Genomic DNA, 20026 nt, shown 5'->3' on the forward strand with positions numbered 1-20026 from the left:
GCTTTTCTCTCAAAACGACGCACCCCGAAGGGTGCGTACTGGATACCATCGAAACCGCTGATCAGACGCTCAGCAACAGGCGCTGCGGATCTTCCAGGGCTTCTTTCATCGCAACCAGGGCCAACACGGCTTCGCGGCCGTCGATGATGCGGTGGTCATAGGATAGCGCCAGATAGTTCATCGGACGGATCACGACCTGGCCGTTTTCAGCCACCGGGCGATCCTTGGTGGCGTGAATGCCCAGGATAGCCGACTGCGGCGGATTGATGATCGGGGTGGACAGCATCGAGCCGAACACGCCGCCGTTGGAGATCGAGAACGTCCCGCCGGTCAGCTCATCCAGAGTCAGCTTGCCGTCCTGGGCGCGGCGACCGAAATCGGCGATCTGTTTTTCGATGTCGGCCAGCGACAGCTGGTCGGCATTGCGCAAGATCGGCACCACCAGGCCGCGCGGGCTGCCCACGGCCACACCGATGTCGAAATAACCGTGGTAGATGATGTCCTTGCCATCCACCGAGGCGTTGACGACCGGGTAGCGCTTGAGCGCCGCCACGGCGGCCTTGACGAAGAAGGACGTGAAGCCCAGCTTGACGCCGTGTTCCTTCTCGAAGGCTTCTTTGTATTTCTTGCGCAGGTCCATGATGGCCTGCATATTGACCTCGTTGAAGGTCGTCAGGATGGCGTTTTCAGTCTGCGACTGGATCAGGCGTTCGGCCACGCGGGCGCGCAGGCGGCTCATGGGCACGCGCTGTTCCGGACGACCGTCCAGGCTGACCGGCACCGGGGCCGCCGGCGTCGCAGGCGCAGGCGCCGCTGCCGCGTTCAGTGCATCACCCTTGGTGACACGACCGGCACGACCGGTGCCTTCGACCGTGGCGGGATCAATGCCCTTTTCGGACAGGATCTTGCCCGCAGCCGGCGATGCGGCCGAGGACTTGGCCGCAGGCGCAGCAGCAACCGGCGCAGCGGCAGCGGGGGCGGCTTCGACCTTGGCGGCAGCCGGTGCAGCCTTGGCAGCCGTATCGATACGCGCCAGGACTTCGCCCGAGGTCACGGTGCTGCCGTCGCCCTTGACGATCTCGGACAACACGCCCGAGGCAGGGGCCGGCACTTCCAGGACGACCTTATCGGTTTCGACTTCAATCAGGATCTCGTCGGCTTCGACGGCTTCGCCAGGCTGTTTTTTCCAGTTCAGCAAGGTGGCTTCGGAAATGGATTCGGAAAGCTGGGGAACGAGAACTTCGGTAATGGCCATAATATTTTCCGGTATATCTGTCTTTGAGTTTGTCGGTTTATTTGATCAGCGAAAAGCTTTTCAACTTAGGGGCGAAGGCTTGCTCGATCAGGGCGCGCTGCTGTTCCTGATGCTTTGCCATATAGCCCACTGCCGGCGACGCCGAGGCCTGACGGCCGGCATAGCCCAGTTTCTGGCCATCGTTCATGTTTTCGTACAGGTGATGCTGCACGTAGAACCATGGCCCCTGATTCTGGGGTTCGTCCTGCACCCAGACAAGTTCCTTTGCGTTTTCGTATTTCTGCAGTTCAGTCTGGAAGGACTTGTGCGCAAAGGGGTACAGCTGCTCGATACGCAGGATGGCCACGTCCTTGCGGCCTTGTTCATCACGCGCATGGACCAGATCGTAGTAGACCCTGCCGGAACACACCAGCACGCGCTGGACGTCCGCCGGCACGATATCGGCATTGGCCTCGCCCATCACCGGCTGGAAAGTGCCGGTCGCCAGATCGTCCAGGGAAGACGTTGCGCTCTTGTTGCGCAACAGCGATTTGGGCGTGAGGATGACCAGCGGCTTGCGGAATTGGCGGATCATCTGGCGGCGCAGCACGTGGAAGATCTGCGCCCCGTTGGTGGGCTGCACGACCTGCATATTGTTGTCGGCGCACAGCTGCAGGAAGCGTTCGATCCGGGCGGACGAGTGTTCCGGCCCCTGGCCTTCGTAGCCATGCGGCAACATCAGCACCAGACCGCAGGCGCGGCCCCATTTGGCTTCGCCCGACGCGATGAATTGGTCGATGACGACCTGCGCCCCGTTGGCGAAGTCGCCGAACTGGGCTTCCCAGATGGTCAGGATATTGGGTTCCGCCGTAGCGTAGCCGTATTCGAAGCCCAGCACGGCGGCTTCGGACAGCACCGAGTCGATGACCGTGAAAGGCGCCTGCCCGTCCGAGACATTTTGCAGCGGAATATAGGAACCCGCATCCCAGCGTTCGCGCTTTTGATCATGCAGCACGGCGTGGCGGTGCGTAAACGTGCCGCGCCCGGAATCCTGACCCGTGATACGGATGGCATAACCATTGGCCACCAGCGTGGCAAAGGCCAGGTGTTCGCCCATGCCCCAATCGATCGGGTGTTCGCCGCGCGCCATCGCCAGACGGTCATTCAGCAGCTTGTTCACCAAGGGGTGGACCGTGAAGCCTTCGGGCACTTGGGTCAGCTTTTCACCGATGCGGGTCAATTCAGCCAGCGGCACGCCGGTATCGGCATGATCGGTCCATTTGGCGCCCAGGAAAGGCGACCAGTCGGTGGCGTATTTGTTTTTGTAGTCAGTCAGGACGGGTTCGACCGTGCGCTGGCCGTCTTCCATCAGCTGGCGGTAATCCTTGACCATCTGGTCGGGCTCGCCCTCGGCCAGGGCGCCTTGGGCCACCAAGCGATCCGCGTACAGCTTGCGGGTGCCCGGATGGGTGCCGATGCTCTTGTACATCAGCGGCTGCGTCAAGGACGGGGTGTCCTGTTCGTTGTGGCCCAATTTGCGGAAGCAGACGATGTCCACCACCACATCATGGCCGAACTGCTGGCGGTAATCCAGCGCCAGTTTCGTGGCGAAGACCACGGCTTCGGGATCGTCGCCGTTGACGTGAAAGACCGGGGCTTCGATCATCTTGACCACGTCCGAGCAATACAGCGTGGAACGCGTATCGCGCGGATCGGAAGTCGTGAAGCCGATCTGGTTGTTGATGACGATGTGCAGCGTGCCGCCGGTGCCGTAACCGCGCGTCTGCGCCAGGTTCAGGGTTTCCATGACCACGCCCTGACCGGCAAAGGCCGCGTCGCCATGCACCAGCACGGGCAGCACCTGGTCGCCACGCTCGTCGGCGCGACGGTCCTGACGGGCGCGCACACTGCCTTCGACCACGGGATTGACGATTTCCAGGTGCGAGGGGTTGAATGCCAGCGACAAATGCAGCGGGCCGCCGCGCGTCGAGAGGTCGCTGGAAAAGCCGTTGTGGTATTTGACGTCGCCGTCGCTCAGGGCCTGGCTGTGCTTGCCTTCGAATTCGGCAAACAGGTCGCCGGGCATCTTGCCCATGATGTTGACCAGCAGGTTCAGGCGACCTCGGTGCGCCATGCCGACCACGATTTCCTGCACGCCGTTTTCACCGGCATGGTTGACGACCTCGTCCATGGAGGCGATGAAGCTTTCGCCGCCTTCCAGGGAGAAGCGTTTCTGACCCACGTATTTGGTATGCAGGAAGCGTTCCAGGCCTTCGGCCTCGGTGACTTGCTGCAGGATGTTGCGTTTTTGCTCGACCGTGAATTCCGGCACGCCCAGGGTGGATTCCAGACGTTCCTGGATCCAGCGTTTCACGGCCGGATCGGAAATGTGCATGAATTCCACGCCGATGTTGCGGCAATAGGTATCCTGCAAGGCCTTCAGGATGTCCCGCATGGTCATCGTGTCGGCTTTGGTGAAATAGGTATTCGTCGCCGAATAGATCTGATCCAGGTCGGCTTCGGACAGGCCGTAGAAGGTCGGGTCCAGTTCCGGAATGGCCGGACGGTCGCGGCGCTTCAGCGGATCGAGCTGGGCGATGCGGGAACCCAGCGAGCGATACGCCGCAATGATGGACTGGACATAGACCTGTTTGCCGGCGATGGCCAAGGCCTGATCGGACGCCTGGGCGGGCCGCACCTGAAAGGCGTTTTCGCGCGCCCGCAGGGCAAAGGAGGCAACGATGGGGGCATGGGCTTGATCGCGGGTCGCTTCGCGGCCATCTGCCGCGGGCTGGTGTTGCAGCTGATCAAAGTAGCTGCGCCACTGATCTGGAATGGAACCCGGATTATCGAGATAATCTTCGTAGAGTTCTTCTACGTAAGGCGCATTGGCGCCGAAAAGATAGGAATTAGACTGGAGTTCTTGTTCCGTGGACATTGTGCGCTTCACCTGGCGGGTGTTTCACCCGAACGATGCAGATTGAGAAACCTTCCGCGACACGGCCAGACCGGTTAGCGGATAGCAGGGGCAGAAGGCCGAAGTACGACGCCTTGCATAAGCCGTATTAAGGCTAAAGTATACCCGTGTTGCCACGCGGGTATAAACTGACCAGCCCAAAATGCCCGGTCAATACTCACTTTCACGAGATTGGCGTTGGTATTTACAAACACTTGTGCCGATCAGGCCTCGCCCGGGTTTGATTGCGACGACACCATATCAATAAATCAGCAGGAGCACTCGTCATCATGGATCTGAAAGATGATCGCGCCAAAATGGCGCTCGATTACCACGCATTCCCGACACCCGGAAAAATTTCCGTCGTTCCCACCAAGCCGCTGGCCAACCAGGATGACCTGACGCTGGCCTATTCGCCAGGCGTCGCCATCGCCAGCATGACCATCCATGCCGAAGGCGAAGCCGCCGCCGCAAAATACACGTCGCGCGCCAACCTGGTCGGCGTCGTGACCAACGGTACCGCCGTGCTGGGCCTGGGCAATATCGGCCCGCTGGCCGCCAAGCCCGTCATGGAAGGCAAAGGCTGCCTGTTCAAGAAATTCGCCGGCATCGACGTCTTCGATATCGAACTGAACGAACACGACCCGGACAAGCTGGTGGACATCATCGCCGCCCTGGAACCCACGCTGGGCGGCATCAATCTGGAAGACATCAAGGCGCCGGAATGCTTCTACATCGAAAAGAAGTTGCGCGAGCGCATGAAGATTCCGGTTTTTCACGACGACCAGCACGGCACCGCCATCATTTCATCCGCCGCCATCCTGAACGGCCTGAAAGTCGTCAATAAGGAAATCGGCAAGGTCAAACTGGTGTGCTCCGGCGCGGGCGCGGCCGCCATCGCCTGCCTGGATCTGCTGGTCAAGCTCGGCGTCTCGCAACAGAACATCTATGTCGTCGATTCACGCGGCGTCATCTGGCAGGGCCGCGACGAGCAGATGGAACCCAACAAGGCCCGCTATGCGCAGCGCACCGACGCCCGCACCCTGGCCGACGTCTGCCAGGGCGCCGATGTGTTCCTGGGCTGCTCGGCCCCCGGCGTCCTGACGCAGGACATGGTGCGCAGCATGGCGGACCGGCCCTTCATTCTGGCGCTGGCCAACCCCGACCCGGAAATCCGCCCGGAAGACGCCAAGGCTGCCCGCCCGGACTGCATCATCGCCACCGGCCGTTCCGACTATCCCAATCAGGTCAACAACGTCCTGTGCTTCCCGTTCATCTTCCGCGGAGCCATGGACTGCGGCGCTACCGTCATCAATGAAGAGATGAAGCTGGCCTGCGTCAAGGCGATCGCCGAACTGGCCGAGGCTGAAAGCAGCGCCGAAGTCGCCGGCGCCTATGCGGACCAGGACCTGAGCTTCGGGCCGGACTACATCATCCCCAAGCCCTTTGACCCGCGCCTGATCGTCAAGGTCGCCCCTGCGGTCGCCGAAGCCGCTGCCGCCTCCGGCGTGGCGCGCCGTCCCATCCAGGACATGGACGCCTACCGGCAGTCCCTGATGAGCATCGTCTACCACTCCGGCCAGCTGATGCGCCCCCTGTTCCAGCAGGCCAAATCCGCGCCTAAGCGCGTGATCTATGCCGATGGCGAGGACGAACGCGTGCTGCGCGCCGCCCAGACGGTGCTGGACGAACAGATCGCCCACCCCATCCTGATCGGCCGCCCCAGCGTGATCGACATGCGCATCCAGAAATTCGGCCTGCGCCTGATCCCCGGCCAGAATGTTGAAATCGTGGATCCGGAAGACGACGCCCGCTTCAACGAGACCTGGTCCGCGTACTACAAATTGCGTGGACGCGAAGGCGTGACGCCCGACATCGCCAAGGCCATGGTGCGCAAGCACAATTCCCTGATCGGGGTGATGCTGTTGCAGCGCGGTGACGCCGACGCCATGATCTGCGGGGTGGCCAGCCGCTTCGACAACCAGCTGAAGTACGTGCAGGAAGTCATCGGCCTGAAATCGACAGCCCGTACCTATGCAGCCATGAACGTGCTGATGCTGCCGACTCAGACGCTGTTCATCTGCGACACGCACGTCAACGAAAACCCTGACGCCGAACAGATCGCCGACATGACGATCCTGGCTGCGGAAGAAGTCCGCCGTTTCGGCATCGTGCCGAAAATCGCCCTGCTCTCGCACTCCAATTTCGGCAGCCGCCCCACGGCATCTTCCCTGAAAATGGCCGAAGCCCGTCGGCTGATCGCCGAACGCGCCCCGGACCTGGAGGTGGATGGTGAAATGCACGCGGACTCGGCCCTGTCCGAACCGATCCGCACCAAGGCCTACCCCGACACGACCCTGAAGGGGCCGGCCAATCTGCTGATCATGCCCAATCTGGACGCCGGGAACATCACCTACAACATGCTGAAGATGACCGGCAGCCATGGCGTGGCGATGGGCCCGGTGCTGCTGGGCGCAGCCCGCCCGGTGCATATCCTGACCACCAGCTCCACGGTGCGCCGCATCATCAACATGACGGCGCTGGCCGTGGTGGATGCACAGCAGGAATCCGGCGTGACCCTCTGACGCCGCCCCTGGCGCCTGCATCAGCAACAAGGCCCGGTTCTGCCGGGCCTTGTTGCTGATGGGCTAGGATGCCCCAATGAGCGGCGCGTTTACGCTGCTGGCGCCAGCGCCTGGATTTCCTGATACAGCGCGCGCGGCACGGCGATGCCCGCCTCGCGACTGCGCTGGCGGGCCGCATAGCGACGCTGAGACGGCAGGCGTGCTCCCTGGGATTCGATCGCATCGAACAGGCTCTCCGCACGAGCCGACGCCTCGGCCGGATCGCCGAACATGGCGGGATCGAAGGCCAGGATCAGTTCTCCATGACAAGGGGATGCCCCTGCCCCGGCGTCATAGCCCAATGACTCGCTGCTGAGCCAGTCCCCGATCAAGGCGCCCGCCATCAATTCCACCATCGTCGACAGCGCCGAGCCTTTGTGTCCGCCAAACGTCAGCATGGCGCCCGCCATGACGTCCAAAGGATCCGTGGACGGTTGGCCCTGGGCATCCACGCCGCAGCCAGCCGGCAGGGGCTGGCCGCTGCGTCGATGCAATTCCAGATCGCCCCGGGCGATGGCGCTGGTGGCAAAATCAAAGACATACGGATCCCGCCCGGCTCGGGGCCAGCCAAAAGCGATCGGATTGGTGCCCAGCGCCGGCCGGCGCCCGCCCGCCGGCGCCACCCAGGCGTGGCTGGGTGTCAGGGCCAGGGCAACCAGGCCGCGCTCTGTCAGGGCTTCGATTTCAGGCCACAGCGCGGCAAAATGCACGCAATGCCGGATGACCAGCGCCCCCAGGCCATGCCGGCGGGCCGCATCCGCCAGGGGATCCAGCCCGCATTCGAAGGCCAGCGGCGCAAAGCCGAAGTCCGCATCGACGCGGACGATCGCACCTGCTCCGTCCTGCAGGCGGGGCTGCGCCGCCACATTGACCTTGCCCTTGCCGATTGTCCGGACGCAATCCAGAATCCGGTACACGCCATGGGACTGGCAATCATCGCGCTGACCGGCCAGCACCACGCGGGTGATGGCGCCCGCATGCGCTTCGCTCAGGCCATGATGGCGCAAGACGCGCATGGACAGGGATTCGATTTCCTGGGGACTCAGATACAGCATGTCAGTCATGGGGCTTTCCTCCGTACAGCCAAACCTGCTGACGGTACACGCAAGCCACGGCCAGGGCAAGCCTGCAGCGTCTTTCGTCCCTGCCCCGCCTTGTCACGCGCCGTGCTGGTGGCTGCCCCATGAAAAACGGGCCTGACGGCCCGGTTTTCATGACGGCTGCTGTAATACCGCAGTCAGACTACTTGATGTCGCGCACCGCAGCGCCGGTGTACAGCTGGCGCGGGCGGCCGATCTTGTAGTTGGGATCGGACAGCATTTCATTCCACTGGGCAATCCAGCCAACCGTGCGGGCCAGGGCGAAGATCGCCGTGAAGAGCGACGTCGGGATGCCGATGGCGCGCTGCACGATGCCCGAATAGAAGTCGACGTTCGGGTAGAGCTTGCGGTCCACGAAGTACGGGTCTTCCAGGGCAATGCGCTCGACTTCCATGGCCAGCTTGAACAGCGGGTCGTTGTGCAGGCCCAGCGCGTCCAGCACTTCGCGGCAGGTTTCCTGCATCATCGTGGCGCGCGGGTCGTAGTTTTTGTAGACCCGGTGACCAAAGCCCATCAGGCGCACGCCCGAGTTCTTGTCCTTGACCTTTTCCATGAACTCGCCGACCTTGGCGATGCCGCCGTTGGCCTGGATGTTTTCCAGCATGTTCAGGCAGGCTTCGTTGGCGCCGCCGTGCGCCGGTCCCCACAGGCAGGCTACGCCGGCTGCGATCGCGGCAAACGGGTTGGTGCCCGAAGAACCGCACAGGCGGACCGTCGAGGTCGAGGCGTTCTGTTCGTGATCCGCGTGCAGGATGAAGATGCGATCCAGGGCGCGTTCGACGACTTCGTTGACCTGATAGTCGTCGCAAGGCGTGGCGAACATCATGCGCAGGAAATTGCCCGTATAGGACAGATCGTTCTTCGGGTAGATGAACGGCTGGCCCAGGGAATGCTTGTACGCCATGGCGACCAGCGTGGGCATCTTGGCGATCAAGCGAATCGCGGACACTTCGCGATGACGCGGATTGGTGATGTCCGTGGAGTCGTGATAGAAGGCCGACAAAGCGCCCACCAAGCCTGTCAGCACAGCCATCGGGTGCGCGTCGCGGCGAAAGCCCTGCAAGAAGGTATGCATCTGCTCATGCACCAGGGTGTGGTGCGTGACCAGATCATCGAAACCCTGCTTTTCCTGCTCATTGGGCAGTTCGCCGTTCATGATCAGATAGCAGATCGTCAGAAAATCACATTTCTGCGCCAGCTGGTCGATCGGGTAGCCGCGATACAGCAGCTGGCCCTTGTCACCATCGATGAAGGTGATGGCCGATTCGCAGGAAGCGGTCGCCATGAAGCCCGGATCGTAAGTGAACATCCCCGTCTGGCCGTAGAGCTTGCGAATGTCGATGACATTCGGGCCCACCGTCCCCTGGTATACGGGAAATTCAACCGACGGACTGCCATCGGAGAACGATAGCGTGGCTTTTTTATCGGATAGCTGCATGTGATTTTCCTTTAAGTTACAGCGCTTTCATTTGCTCAACGAGCCGTCGGATGTCGGGGGTGTCGTACACCCCGTCCAGATCCGACCGTCCTAACAGGACATCGAGCAATTCGTTGTCGCCCATTTCAAAAAGCTGTGTCAGCGCCCGAACATCGGTCTCGCTCAGGTGCGCTTCATGGAGATCCAGGAAGCGCGTGATGATGAGATCGTTTTCGAGCAGACCGCGGCGCGCCCGCCAGCGCAGACGTGCGCGGTCCAAATCAGTCAGATCGCCAGGCATGCGGGATTCCTATACCGTGCGCCGAACGAGCATTTCCTTGATCTTGCCGATGGCCGCCGAGGGGTTCAGCCCCTTGGGACAGACCTCGGTACAGTTCATGATCGTATGGCAGCGGAACAAGCGGTAGGGATCTTCGAGATTGTCCAGACGTTCGCCGGTGGCGCGATCACGGGAATCGGCGATGAAGCGGTAGGCCTGCAGCAGGCCGGCCGGGCCGACGAATTTGTCCGGGTTCCACCAGAAAGACGGACAGGCCGTCGAGCAGCAACCGCACAGAATGCATTCGTACAGGCCGTTGAGTTCCTCGCGTTCTTCGGGGGACTGCAGGCGTTCCTTTTCGGGCGGCGGTTCATCATTGATCAGGTAAGGCTTGATCGAATGGTACTGGTCGTAGAAGAACGTCATATCCACGATCAGGTCGCGCACCACGGGCAGGCCGGGCAGCGGCTTCAGAACGATGGGCTCGGTCAGGTCCAGCATATTGGTCGTGCAGGCCAGGCCGTTGTGCCCATTGATGTTCATGGCATCCGACCCGCACACGCCCTCGCGGCAGGAACGGCGCAGCGCCAGACTATCGTCGACGTCGTTCTTGATGCGCAGGATGGCGTCCAGCAGCATCTTGTCGGAAGGCTGCAGCTCGACTTCCAGTTTCTGCATGTAGGGCCGCTCGTCCTTGTCCGGATCGTAGCGGTAGATCTCGAATTTCACGATGCGTTTTGTCATGACGATATCCAGATTAGAAGGTTCGCGCCTTGGGCGGGATGGTGTCCACGGTCAACGGTTTCATGCGCACCGGCTTGTAATCCAGGCGGTTGTCCTGGGAGAACCACAAGGTGTGCTTGAGCCAGTTGACGTCGTCGCGATCCGGGTGCTCTTCGAGCGCATGGGCGCCGCGCGATTCCAGCCGGTTGGCGGCGGATTTCGCCGTGGCGCGGGCGACTTCGATCATATTGGTGACTTCCAGGGCTTCCAGACGCGCGGTATTGAAGACCTGGGACTTGTCCGAGTAATACATGTTCTCGACTTCGGGCGCCAGATCGTTGATGACCTGTTCGCCTTCCTTGAGAAGCTCCAGCTTGCGGAACACGCCGTAATGGCTTTGCATGGCCTGCTGCATCTTGTGGACGACATCCTGAGGCTTTTCGCCCGAGGTGCGGCTTTCCAGGCGATCCAGGCGATCCATCGACGCATTGATATCGGTATCGGGCAGAACCTGATGGCTGTGCTGCTTTTCCGGGTGCTGGTCGACGATGAAATTGCCCGCCGAGCGGCCGAACACGACCAGATCCAGCAGGGAATTCGTCCCCAGGCGATTGGCGCCGTGCACGGACGTGGCCGCGCATTCGCCGATGGCGTACAGGCCGTTGACGACTTTTTCTTCGCCGTTGACCAGGGTCATGACCTGACCGTGGTAGTTCGCGGGAATGCCGCCCATCTGGTAGTGGATGGTGGGCACGACCGGAATCGGATCCTTGATCGGATCGATGTTGGCGAACTTGATGGCGATTTCACGGATGGACGGCAGGCGCTTCATGATGGTCTCGGCGCCCAGGTGGTCCAGCTTCAGCAGCACGTGGCTGCCATCGCCGCAACCGCGGCCTTCCTTGATTTCCTGGTCCATGGAGCGGGACACGAAATCGCGCGGCGCCAGGTCTTTCAACTGCGGCGCATAGCGTTCCATGAAACGTTCGCCGTCCTTGTTCAGCAGGAAACCGCCTTCGCCGCGCACCCCTTCGGTGATCAGCACGCCCGCACCGGCCACGCCGGTGGGGTGGAACTGCCAGAATTCCATGTCCTGCAGCGGGATGCCGGCACGCGCCGCCATGCCCAGACCGTCGCCGGTATTGATGAAGGCATTGGTCGTGGCGGCCCAGATGCGGCCCGCGCCGCCGGTGGCCAGCACCGTGTGCTTGGCTTCCAGCACGTAGACGTCGCCGGTTTCCATTTCCATGGCTGTCACGCCCAGCACATCGCCATCGTTGTTGCGCAGCAGATCCAGCGCCATCCACTCGATGAAGAAATTGGTGCGGGCGGCGACGTTGCGCTGATACAGGGTATGCAGCATGGCGTGGCCGGTCCGGTCAGCCGCCGCACAGGCGCGCTGCACAGGCTTTTCGCCGAAATGGGACGTATGGCCGCCAAACGGACGCTGATAGATGGTGCCGTCGGGGTTGCGGTCGAACGGCATGCCGAAGTGTTCGAGTTCATAGACCGCGTTGGGGGCTTCGCGCACCATGAATTCGATCGAGTCCTGGTCGCCGAGCCAGTCGGAGCCTTTGACCGTATCGTACATGTGCCACTGCCAGTGGTCTTCGCTCATGTTGCCCAGCGAAGCGCTGACGCCGCCTTGGGCCGCCACGGTGTGTGAACGCGTGGGGAAGACTTTGGACAATACGGCAACCGACAGGCCGGCGTTGGAGAGCTGCAAGGCGCAGCGCAGGCCGGCTCCGCCGGCGCCCACGACCACCACATCGAACTGGCGGCGCGGGAGAGTTTTCTTGACAGCAGCCACGTTAGAGACTCCAGAGAATTTGAGCGAAGAAGACCACTGCCGCAACCAGCCAGAGAATGGTCAGAACCTGCAGAAACAGGCGCAGGCCGGCGGAGCGCACGTAGTCCATCCAGATGTCGCGCACACCGATCCAGGCATGCCAGGACAGCGACAGGAAGGCCAGAACGGCCAGCAACTGGCCCACCGGCAGCGTGCCGATCGTGAACGAAAAGAAAGCCCGCCAGGATTCGAAATTCAGGCTGGGGACAAAAATGGCGTACAACACCAGGGCCAGGGTATAGACCGCCATGATGACGGCGGTGGCTCGCTGCGCGATGAAATCGCGCGTGCCATAGTGCGCGCCGACAACCAGGCGCTTGCGACCGATGCGTTCTTGCGTCATTACAAGACTCCGAATAGTTTCAAACCGAACACGACGGTCAAGGCCAGGGCCACGCCGATCACCAGAGCGCCGGAACGCTGCGAAGGACCGCGATCATTGCCGATATGCAGATCCAGTGTCAGGTAGCGGATGCCGGCGCAGAAATGGTGGAAGTAGCCCCACATCAATACCAGCAGCACGATCTTACAGGCCGGGCTGGCGACCCATTCCTGCAGGGTGGCGAACGTCGCCGGCGACTGCACGCTGTGCGCGAACAGCGGCACCAGGATGATCGGCAGCGCCAGGAACAACAGCGCCCCGCTGACGCGGTGCAAGATGGATGCTTTGCCAGCGGGCGGCAGCTTGTAGCTCATGAGGTCGGTTAACCCCAGATTACGAAACTGCGGACGCGGCTTTTTGGCTGATTCAGACATGATGGCCTCGTAGTTGGATAGTGGAAGAATTTTTTCTGGATTCAAGCGGCATTTTCGCCGATCTGGGGGTCAATTCAAACTGTTGCGATAATGGTACCGTTCCGTCACGTAGTGACCGCGCCGTAATTCCATGGGCCGGTCGCCATACGTATAGGCGATGCGCTCGACCTGCAGCAGCGGGCTGCCGGATGCGATCTGCAGGAAATCAGCCTGCGCATCCGTGGCCGCCACGGCGCGGATTTTTTCCTCGGCCCGCACCATGCTGACGCCGAATTCGGTTTCAAACAGGGCGTAGACAGGTCCTTTGTAGCGCTGCAGGAATTCCAGGGTCAGGCCCTTGAAGGCGCTGCCGGGCAGCCAGATATCATCCAGGATGGTGGGGACATCGTCGAAGGACAATACGCGGCGCATATTGACCACCGCATCGCCCGCCCGCAAGTCCAGCGCGGCAGCGATATCGGCCGAAGCCTTGGTGCGCCGGCAATCCAGGATCTGGCTGCTGGATGCGGCCTGCTGGCCGTCATCGGGGCTGAGCCGCAGAAACCGGTAGCGGACCCGGGCTTCGTTGTGCGTGGCGACGAACGTGCCTTTACCCTGGCGGCGGATCAGCAGATTGTCGGCCGCCAGCTCGTCGATCGCCTTGCGCACCGTGCCCTGGCTGACCTGAAAACGGGCGGCCAGTTCCAGTTCGCTGGGAATGGCTTCGCCGGGTTTCCATTCGCCACGATCCAGTCCCTGCAGGATCAAGCCCTTGATCTGCTGATACAGCGGACTGAACGCGGCACTGTGCGAAGTGCGTCCTAGCGGCTGTTGGCGGTCGATCGAGGGGGTATCTGACATGTCGGACGAAGGTGCTGCAGGGTGGCCCGTGCTACAAAATGGAACTTCGGCATTTTCGCATTTCCACGTCAAGATGTCTAATACTCTTCTGTCTTATATAAGATATAAGACTCTTGACGCTGGGTGATGAAATACACTACTCTTTTCGGCGTTTTCGTACCCCCTGCATCCTCTCTCATCCTATCGGAGAATCACTATGTCCAAACCCGCCATGCGCGTCGCGATCACCGGCGCCGCCGGCCAGATCGGCTACGCCCTGCTATTTCGCATCGCTTCCGGCGAAATGCTCGGCAAGGACCAGCCGGTCATCCTGCAACTGCTGGAAATTCCTGACGAACGGGCCCAGAAAGCCCTGCAGGGTGTGATGATGGAGCTCGACGACTGCGCCTTCCCGCTGCTGGCCGGCATGAGCGCCCACAGCGATCCGCGCACCGCCTTCAAGGACGCCGACATCGCTTTGCTGGTGGGCGCCCGCCCGCGCAGCAAAGGCATGGAACGCAAGGACCTGCTGCAGGTCAACGCCCAGATCTTCACGGCTCAGGGCAAGGCCCTGAACGAAGTCGCCAGCCGCAACGTCAAGGTGCTGGTGGTCGGCAACCCGGCCAACACCAACGCCTACATCGCCATGAAGTCCGCCCCGGATCTGCCGGCCAAGAACTTCACCGCCATGCTGCGTCTGGATCACAACCGCGCGCTGTCGCAACTGGCGACCAAGACCGGCAAGGCCGTGGCCGACATCGAAAAACTGGTCGTGTGGGGCAACCACTCGCCCACCATGTATCCGGATACGCGTTTCGCCACCATCGGCGGGCAATCCGCGCAGTCGCTGATCAATGATCAGGCCTGGATCGCCGACACGTTCATCCCGACCGTCGGCAAGCGCGGCGGCGCCATCATCGAGGCCCGCGGCCTGTCGTCGGCGGCTTCCGCCGCCAATGCCGCCATCGATCACATCCATGACTGGGTGCTGGGCACGAATGGCAAATGGGTCACCATGGGCATCCCGTCCGACGGTTCCTACGGCATCCCCGAAGGCATCATCTACGGCGTGCCGGTCACGACCGCCAATGGCGAATACACGCGCATCAGCGGCCTGGAAATCGACGCCTTCTCGCGCGAGCGCATGGACCACACCCTGAACGAGCTGCTGGAAGAGCGCGACGGCATCGCCGATCTGCTGAAGTAAGCACGTCCCCCGGCGGCGCGCTTTCCGGCCGAAAGGCCGCAGATGCGCCGCCGAATGTCCAGCCGATGACAGACAGGGATGCCCTGCAGGCACAGAATGCCGATAGCATCGACTGGAATCCCGCCCCACCCGGGCGATCTCTGCCGCGCATCGGGTCTGCCCGGCGCGGCCGCACACCGGAGCGCCGTTCATGACTCGTCCCGCCTCTCCCGGCGCCTTGCTGCGCCAGGCTCTCATCGAAGAATCCCCCTTGCAGATCATCGGCGCCATCAACGCCAATCATGCGCTGCTGGCCAAACGCGCCGGTTATCGCGCCATTTACCTCTCGGGCGGCGGCGTCGCCGCCGGCTCGCTGGGTCTGCCCGACCTGGGCATCAACACCCTGGACGACGTGCTGACTGACATCCGCCGTATCACCGACGTCTGCGACCTGCCGCTGCTGGTGGACATCGACACAGGCTTCGGGCCGTCGGCGTTCAACATCGCCCGCACGGTCAAATCCCTGATCAAATTCGGCGCCGCCGGCTGTCACATCGAAGACCAGGTCGGCGCCAAGCGCTGCGGCCACCGCCCCGGCAAGGAAATCGTCAGCACCCAGGAAATGGCCGACCGCGTCAAAGCCGCCGCCGACGCCCGCACCGACAGCGACTTCTACCTGATCGCCCGCACCGACGCGATTGCCGTCAGCGGCGTGGATGCGGCCCTGGAGCGCGCCCATGCCTGCGTGGAAGCCGGCGCCGATGCGATCTTCGCAGAAGCATCCTATGATCTGGAAACCTATGCCAAATTCGCTCAATCGCTAGGCGTGCCCGTGCTGGCGAACATCACCGAATTCGGCAAGACCCCCTTGTTCACGGTGCAGGAACTGGCGGGCGCGGGCGTGGGCATCGTGCTCTACCCCCTGTCGGCCTTCCGCGCCATGAACAAGGCGGCTGAAACCGTCTACGAGGCCATTCGCCGCGACGGACACCAGCACAATGTGGTCGACCTGATGCAAACGCGCGAAGAACTCTACGACCGGATCGGCTACCACCGCTACGAATCGCAGCTCGACGCCCTGTTTCAGCAAGGCAAGGGCAAGGCGTCCTGATCCGGGCCGCACCGACCGATATTCATTCCGTCACTCAAGGAGATTTCTGATGGCGACACGAAAGACTGCATCCACGAAGACTGCATCCTCGAAGGCGGCTACGGCGCCCCGCAAGCCTGCAAACAGCAAGACCGCCCCCGCCACGCCCGCTCCCGGCTTCAAGCCCAAGAAATCCGTCGCCCTGTCGGGCATCGTGGCCGGCAACACGGCCCTGTGCACCGTGGGCCGCAGCGGCAACGATCTGCACTATCGGGGCTACGACATCCTGGACATCGCCGACACCTGCGAATTCGAGGAAGTCGCCCACCTGCTGATCCACGGCAAACTGCCGACCAAGGCCGAACTCCAGGCCTACAAGGCCAAGCTGCGCCGCCTGCGCGGCCTGCCCGCCCAGGTCCAGGTGGCCCTGGAAGCCCTGCCCGCCGCCAGCCATCCCATGGACGTGATGCGCACCGCCGCGTCGGCGCTGGGCTGCGTGCTGCCCGAAAAAGATGACCACAATCTGCCCGACGCCCGCGACATCGCCGACCGCCTGATGGCCAGCTTGGGTTCGGCCCTGCTGTACTGGTATCACTACAGCCACAACGGCCGCATCATCAATGTCGAAACCGATGACGACAGCATCGGCGGCCACTTCCTGCACCTGCTGCACGGCGAGACCCCGTCCGCCGAATGGGTGCGCGCCATGCACACATCGCTGATCCTGTACGCCGAACACGAATTCAATGCATCCACCTTCACCGGTCGCGTGATCGCCGGCACAGGGTCGGACATGTATTCCGCCATCACCGGGGCTATCGGCGCACTGCGCGGCCCCAAACACGGCGGCGCCAACGAAGTCGCCTTTGAAATCCAGAAGCGCTATGACACCCCGGACGAAGCCGAGGCCGACATCCGCCGCCGCGTCGAGGCCAAGGAAGTCGTGATCGGCTTTGGCCACCCGGTCTATACCGTTTCCGATCCGCGCAACCAGGTCATCAAGGCCGTCGCCCAGCGCCTGTCCAAATCCGCGGGCTCGATGAAAATGTTCGACATCGCCGCGCGCCTGGAATCCGTCATGTGGGACGCCAAGAAAATGTTCCCGAACCTGGATTGGTTCTCGGCCGTGTCCTATCACATGATGGGCGTGCCCACCGCCATGTTCACCCCCTTGTTCGTGATCGCCCGCACCGCCGGCTGGTCGGCGCACATCATCGAACAGCGCATCGACAACAAGATCATCCGCCCGACGGCCAACTATGTCGGTCCGGAAGATCAGAAATTCGTTCCGCTCGCCAAGCGCCGCTGACGGCCCCCGGGATCAGGCTGTACGCCACGGCCTGATCCCATTCCTATCGCAGCCCTTGCCGCTCATTACCTGACAGATTCTGGACGCCATGAACACTGCACACCGCAAGCCCCTGCCCGGCACTCAGCTGGACCACTTCGACACCCGCGCGGCCGTCGAAGCCATCGAACCCGGCGCCTACGACAAACTCCCGTACACGTCGCGTGTCTTCGCCGAAAACCTGGTGCGCCGCTGCGATCCTGCCATCCTGACCGCTTCGCTCAAACAGCTGATCGAACGCAAGCGCGACCTGGATTTTCCCTGGTTTCCCGCCCGGGTGGTGTGCCACGACATCCTGGGGCAGACCGCGCTGGTCGATCTGGCCGGACTGCGCGAAGCCATTGCGGCAAAAGGCGGCGATCCCGCGCAGGTCAATCCCGTGGTACCGACCCAGCTGATCGTCGACCACTCGCTGGCCGTCGAACATGCCGGTTTCGATCCGAACGCCTTCAACAAGAACCGGGCCATCGAAGACCGCCGCAACGATGACCGCTTCCATTTCATCAACTGGACCAAACGCGCATTCAAAAACGTCGATGTCATCCCGCCGGGCAACGGCATCATGCACCAGATCAATCTGGAACGGATGTCGCCGGTGGTGCATGCCCTGGACGGCGTGGCCTTTCCGGATACGCTGGTGGGTACGGACAGCCACACGCCGCACGTCGATGCCTTGGGCGTGATCGCCATCGGCGTCGGCGGCCTGGAGGCCGAAAGCGTGATGCTCGGACGCGCATCCTGGATGCGCCTGCCCGACATCATCGGCGTCGAACTGACCGGCAAGCCGCGACCGGGCAGCACCGCGACCGATCTGGTGCTGGCATTGACCGAGTTCCTGCGCAAAGAAAAAGTGGTGTCGTCCTACCTGGAGTTCTACGGCGAAGGCGTCGCCCACCTGACCCTGGGCGACCGGGCCACCATCTCGAACATGACGCCGGAATATGGCGCCACGGCGGCGATGTTCTATATCGACCAGCAAACCATCGACTATCTGCGCCTGACCGGCAGGCAGGACGAGCAGGTCAAACTGGTGGAAACCTACGCCAGGCACACCGGCCTCTGGGCCGACAGCCTGGCAGCCGCCGAATATGAACGCGTCCTGCGCTTCGACCTGTCCGGCGTCGGTCGCAACATCGCCGGCCCCTCGAACCCGCACAGCCGCATTCCGACATCTGAACTGGCCGCCAGAGGCATTGCCGGCACGGTGGAAAACGAACCCGGCCTGATGCCGGACGGCGCCGTCATCATCGCCGCGATCACCAGCTGCACCAACACCAGCAACCCGCGCAACGTCATCGCCGCCGGTCTGCTGGCACGCAACGCCAATGCGTTGGGCCTGACGCGCAAACCCTGGGTCAAGTCTTCACTGGCGCCCGGCTCCAAAGCGGTTCAGCTCTATCTCGAAGACTCCAGGCTGTTGCCGGAACTCGAAAAGCTGGGCTTTGGCATCGTCGGTTTCGCCTGTACGACCTGCAACGGCATGAGCGGCGCGCTGGACCCGAAAATCCAGGCGGAAGTCGTCAGCCGCGATCTGTACTCTACCGCCGTGCTGTCGGGCAATCGCAACTTCGACGGCCGCATCCATCCCTATGCCAAGCAGGCGTTCCTGGCATCGCCCGCCCTGGTCGTCGCCTACGCCATCGCAGGCACCATCCGTTTCGATATCGAAAAAGACGCACTGGGCCTGGACCAAGACGGCAAGCCGATCACCCTCAAGGACATCTGGCCGTCCGACGAGGAAATCGACGCCATTGTCGCCGCCAGCGTCAAGCCCGAGCATTTCCGCCAGGTGTACGAGCCCATGTTCGCCCGCGACCTCATGGCCAGCGGGCAGACCAGTCCCTTGTACGAATGGCGCTCCATGAGCACCTACATTCGCTGCCCGCCCTACTGGGAAGGCGCCTTGGCCGGCGAGCGCACGCTGACCGGCATGCGCCCCCTGGCGGTCCTGGGAGACAACATCACCACTGACCACCTCTCGCCGTCCAATGCCATTTTGCCGGACAGCGCCGCGGGCGAATACCTGGCCAAAATGGGCTTGCCGGAAGAAGACTTCAATTCCTATGCCACCCACCGCGGCGATCATCTCACCGCACAGCGGGCAACTTTTGCCAACCCCAAACTCCTGAATGAAATGGTGAAGGACGACGGCCGGATCAGGCAGGGGTCGCTGGCGCGCATCGAACCCGACGGCAAGGTCACCCGCATGTGGGAAGCCATCGAAACCTACATGGAACGCAAGCAGCCGCTGATCATCGTCGCGGGCGCCGATTACGGCCAGGGCTCGTCGCGCGACTGGGCGGCCAAGGGCGTCCGTCTGGCGGGCGTGGAAGCCATCGCCGCCGAGGGCTTCGAGCGCATCCACCGGACGAATCTGGTCGGCATGGGCGTACTGCCGCTGGAATTCCAGCCAGGCACGACGCGGCACACGCTGGGCATCGACGGCACCGAGACATTCGACGTGTCCGGCGCCTGCACCCCGCATGCCACGCTGACGTTGATCATCCACCGCAAAAACGGCGAACGTGTCGACGTGCCGGTTATCTGCCGCCTGGATACCGCCGAAGAAGTCTCGATCTACGAAGCCGGCGGCGTGCTGCAGCGTTTTGCGCAGGACTTCATCGAATCGGCCGCAGCCGTCTAG

The 20026-nt window shown here is 62.4% G+C and carries 15 protein-coding genes; 5 read left to right on the plus strand and 10 right to left on the minus strand.

What is annotated here, in order from left to right; all coding sequences use genetic code 11:
- Nucleotides 1-61 precede the first annotated feature (61 nt).
- Together odhB and VDP79_RS05450 are read right to left on the minus strand one after the other, a co-directional pair.
- Complete coding sequence (gene odhB, locus VDP79_RS05445) at nt 62-1255, minus strand: 2-oxoglutarate dehydrogenase complex dihydrolipoyllysine-residue succinyltransferase (RefSeq protein ID WP_323017212.1); 1194 nt, start codon at nt 1253-1255, stop codon at nt 62-64.
- A 37-nt stretch (nt 1256-1292) separates the two neighbouring features.
- Entirely contained in the window at nt 1293-4172 is a 2880-nt protein-coding gene (locus VDP79_RS05450) for a 2-oxoglutarate dehydrogenase E1 component (RefSeq protein ID WP_323017213.1), read from the minus strand.
- A gap of 308 nt (nt 4173-4480) precedes the next feature.
- Here VDP79_RS05450 and VDP79_RS05455 point away from each other — a divergent pair, with 308 nt between their 5' ends.
- Nucleotides 4481-6775 carry an NADP-dependent malic enzyme gene (locus tag VDP79_RS05455; RefSeq protein WP_323017214.1) on the plus strand — a complete coding sequence of 765 codons (2295 nt, stop codon included), beginning with the start codon at nt 4481-4483 and terminating at the stop codon, nt 6773-6775.
- Nucleotides 6776-6864: 89 nt separating this feature from the next.
- On the opposite strand, the gene VDP79_RS05460 is transcribed toward VDP79_RS05455, so the two are convergent.
- From VDP79_RS05460 to VDP79_RS05495, 8 genes are all read right to left on the minus strand, one after another.
- Nucleotides 6865-7878 carry an Ldh family oxidoreductase gene (locus VDP79_RS05460; protein ID WP_323017215.1) on the minus strand — a complete coding sequence of 338 codons (1014 nt, stop codon included), beginning with the start codon at nt 7876-7878 and terminating at the stop codon, nt 6865-6867.
- Between the two features lie 178 nt (nt 7879-8056).
- Nucleotides 8057-9352 (minus strand): citrate synthase, encoded by a 1296-nt coding sequence (gltA, locus tag VDP79_RS05465; RefSeq protein WP_323017216.1) that lies wholly within the window; start codon nt 9350-9352, stop codon nt 8057-8059.
- A 16-nt stretch (nt 9353-9368) separates the two neighbouring features.
- A complete protein-coding gene (locus VDP79_RS05470) occupies nt 9369-9632 on the minus strand; it encodes a succinate dehydrogenase assembly factor 2 (RefSeq protein WP_323017217.1) in 264 nt (87 codons plus the stop codon).
- A gap of 9 nt (nt 9633-9641) precedes the next feature.
- On the minus strand, nt 9642-10355 hold the full coding sequence (locus VDP79_RS05475; RefSeq protein ID WP_322999653.1) for a succinate dehydrogenase iron-sulfur subunit: 714 nt from the start codon (nt 10353-10355) through the stop codon (nt 9642-9644).
- 13 nt (nt 10356-10368) lie between these two features.
- The gene (sdhA, locus tag VDP79_RS05480; RefSeq protein WP_323017218.1) at nt 10369-12144 is read right to left on the minus strand and encodes a succinate dehydrogenase flavoprotein subunit; all 1776 of its coding nucleotides are present in this window, start codon (nt 12142-12144) and stop codon (nt 10369-10371) included.
- 1 nt (nt 12145) lies between these two features.
- Nucleotides 12146-12526 (minus strand): succinate dehydrogenase, hydrophobic membrane anchor protein, encoded by a 381-nt coding sequence (gene sdhD, locus VDP79_RS05485; RefSeq protein ID WP_323017219.1) that lies wholly within the window; start codon nt 12524-12526, stop codon nt 12146-12148.
- On the minus strand, nt 12526-12939 hold the full coding sequence (gene sdhC / locus VDP79_RS05490; protein WP_323017220.1) for a succinate dehydrogenase, cytochrome b556 subunit: 414 nt from the start codon (nt 12937-12939) through the stop codon (nt 12526-12528). The genes sdhD and sdhC overlap by 1 nt, the downstream gene beginning before the upstream one ends.
- A gap of 69 nt (nt 12940-13008) precedes the next feature.
- Nucleotides 13009-13779 carry a GntR family transcriptional regulator gene (locus VDP79_RS05495; protein ID WP_323017221.1) on the minus strand — a complete coding sequence of 257 codons (771 nt, stop codon included), beginning with the start codon at nt 13777-13779 and terminating at the stop codon, nt 13009-13011.
- Nucleotides 13780-13975: 196 nt separating this feature from the next.
- Here VDP79_RS05495 and VDP79_RS05500 point away from each other — a divergent pair, with 196 nt between their 5' ends.
- From VDP79_RS05500 to acnD, 4 genes are all read left to right on the plus strand, one after another.
- Nucleotides 13976-14965: a malate dehydrogenase gene (locus tag VDP79_RS05500; RefSeq protein ID WP_323017222.1), complete on the plus strand. Its 990-nt coding sequence runs from the start codon at nt 13976-13978 to the stop codon at nt 14963-14965.
- Nucleotides 14966-15155: 190 nt separating this feature from the next.
- Complete coding sequence (gene prpB, locus VDP79_RS05505; protein WP_323017223.1) at nt 15156-16055, plus strand: methylisocitrate lyase; 900 nt, start codon at nt 15156-15158, stop codon at nt 16053-16055.
- A 49-nt stretch (nt 16056-16104) separates the two neighbouring features.
- Complete coding sequence (gene prpC / locus VDP79_RS05510; protein ID WP_323017224.1) at nt 16105-17343, plus strand: 2-methylcitrate synthase; 1239 nt, start codon at nt 16105-16107, stop codon at nt 17341-17343.
- Between the two features lie 88 nt (nt 17344-17431).
- Nucleotides 17432-20026 carry a Fe/S-dependent 2-methylisocitrate dehydratase AcnD gene (acnD, locus tag VDP79_RS05515; RefSeq protein WP_323017225.1) on the plus strand — a complete coding sequence of 865 codons (2595 nt, stop codon included), beginning with the start codon at nt 17432-17434 and terminating at the stop codon, nt 20024-20026.

Origin of the sequence: Castellaniella sp. (genome assembly GCF_034675905.1) — a bacterium.
GTDB lineage: Bacteria > Pseudomonadota > Gammaproteobacteria > Burkholderiales > Burkholderiaceae_B > Castellaniella.

Excerpts from the sequence above, each read along its gene's own strand:
- acnD (WP_323017225.1), top strand. The coding sequence starts at position 17,432 with ATGAACACTGCACACCGCAAGCCCCTGCCCGGCACTCAGCTGGACCAC.
- prpB (WP_323017223.1), top strand. The coding sequence starts at position 15,156 with ATGACTCGTCCCGCCTCTCCCGGCGCCTTGCTGCGCCAGGCTCTCATC.
- VDP79_RS05495 (WP_323017221.1), bottom strand. The coding sequence starts at position 13,779 with ATGTCAGATACCCCCTCGATCGACCGCCAACAGCCGCTAGGACGCACT.
- sdhC (WP_323017220.1), bottom strand. The coding sequence starts at position 12,939 with ATGTCTGAATCAGCCAAAAAGCCGCGTCCGCAGTTTCGTAATCTGGGG.
- VDP79_RS05475 (WP_322999653.1), bottom strand. The coding sequence starts at position 10,355 with ATGACAAAACGCATCGTGAAATTCGAGATCTACCGCTACGATCCGGAC.
- VDP79_RS05455 (WP_323017214.1), top strand. The coding sequence starts at position 4,481 with ATGGATCTGAAAGATGATCGCGCCAAAATGGCGCTCGATTACCACGCA.
- sdhD (WP_323017219.1), bottom strand. The coding sequence starts at position 12,526 with ATGACGCAAGAACGCATCGGTCGCAAGCGCCTGGTTGTCGGCGCGCAC.
- VDP79_RS05450 (WP_323017213.1), bottom strand. The coding sequence starts at position 4,172 with ATGTCCACGGAACAAGAACTCCAGTCTAATTCCTATCTTTTCGGCGCC.
- VDP79_RS05470 (WP_323017217.1), bottom strand. The coding sequence starts at position 9,632 with ATGCCTGGCGATCTGACTGATTTGGACCGCGCACGTCTGCGCTGGCGG.
- VDP79_RS05460 (WP_323017215.1), bottom strand. The coding sequence starts at position 7,878 with ATGACTGACATGCTGTATCTGAGTCCCCAGGAAATCGAATCCCTGTCC.
- VDP79_RS05500 (WP_323017222.1), top strand. The coding sequence starts at position 13,976 with ATGTCCAAACCCGCCATGCGCGTCGCGATCACCGGCGCCGCCGGCCAG.
- gltA (WP_323017216.1), bottom strand. The coding sequence starts at position 9,352 with ATGCAGCTATCCGATAAAAAAGCCACGCTATCGTTCTCCGATGGCAGT.
- prpC (WP_323017224.1), top strand. The coding sequence starts at position 16,105 with ATGGCGACACGAAAGACTGCATCCACGAAGACTGCATCCTCGAAGGCG.
- odhB (WP_323017212.1), bottom strand. The coding sequence starts at position 1,255 with ATGGCCATTACCGAAGTTCTCGTTCCCCAGCTTTCCGAATCCATTTCC.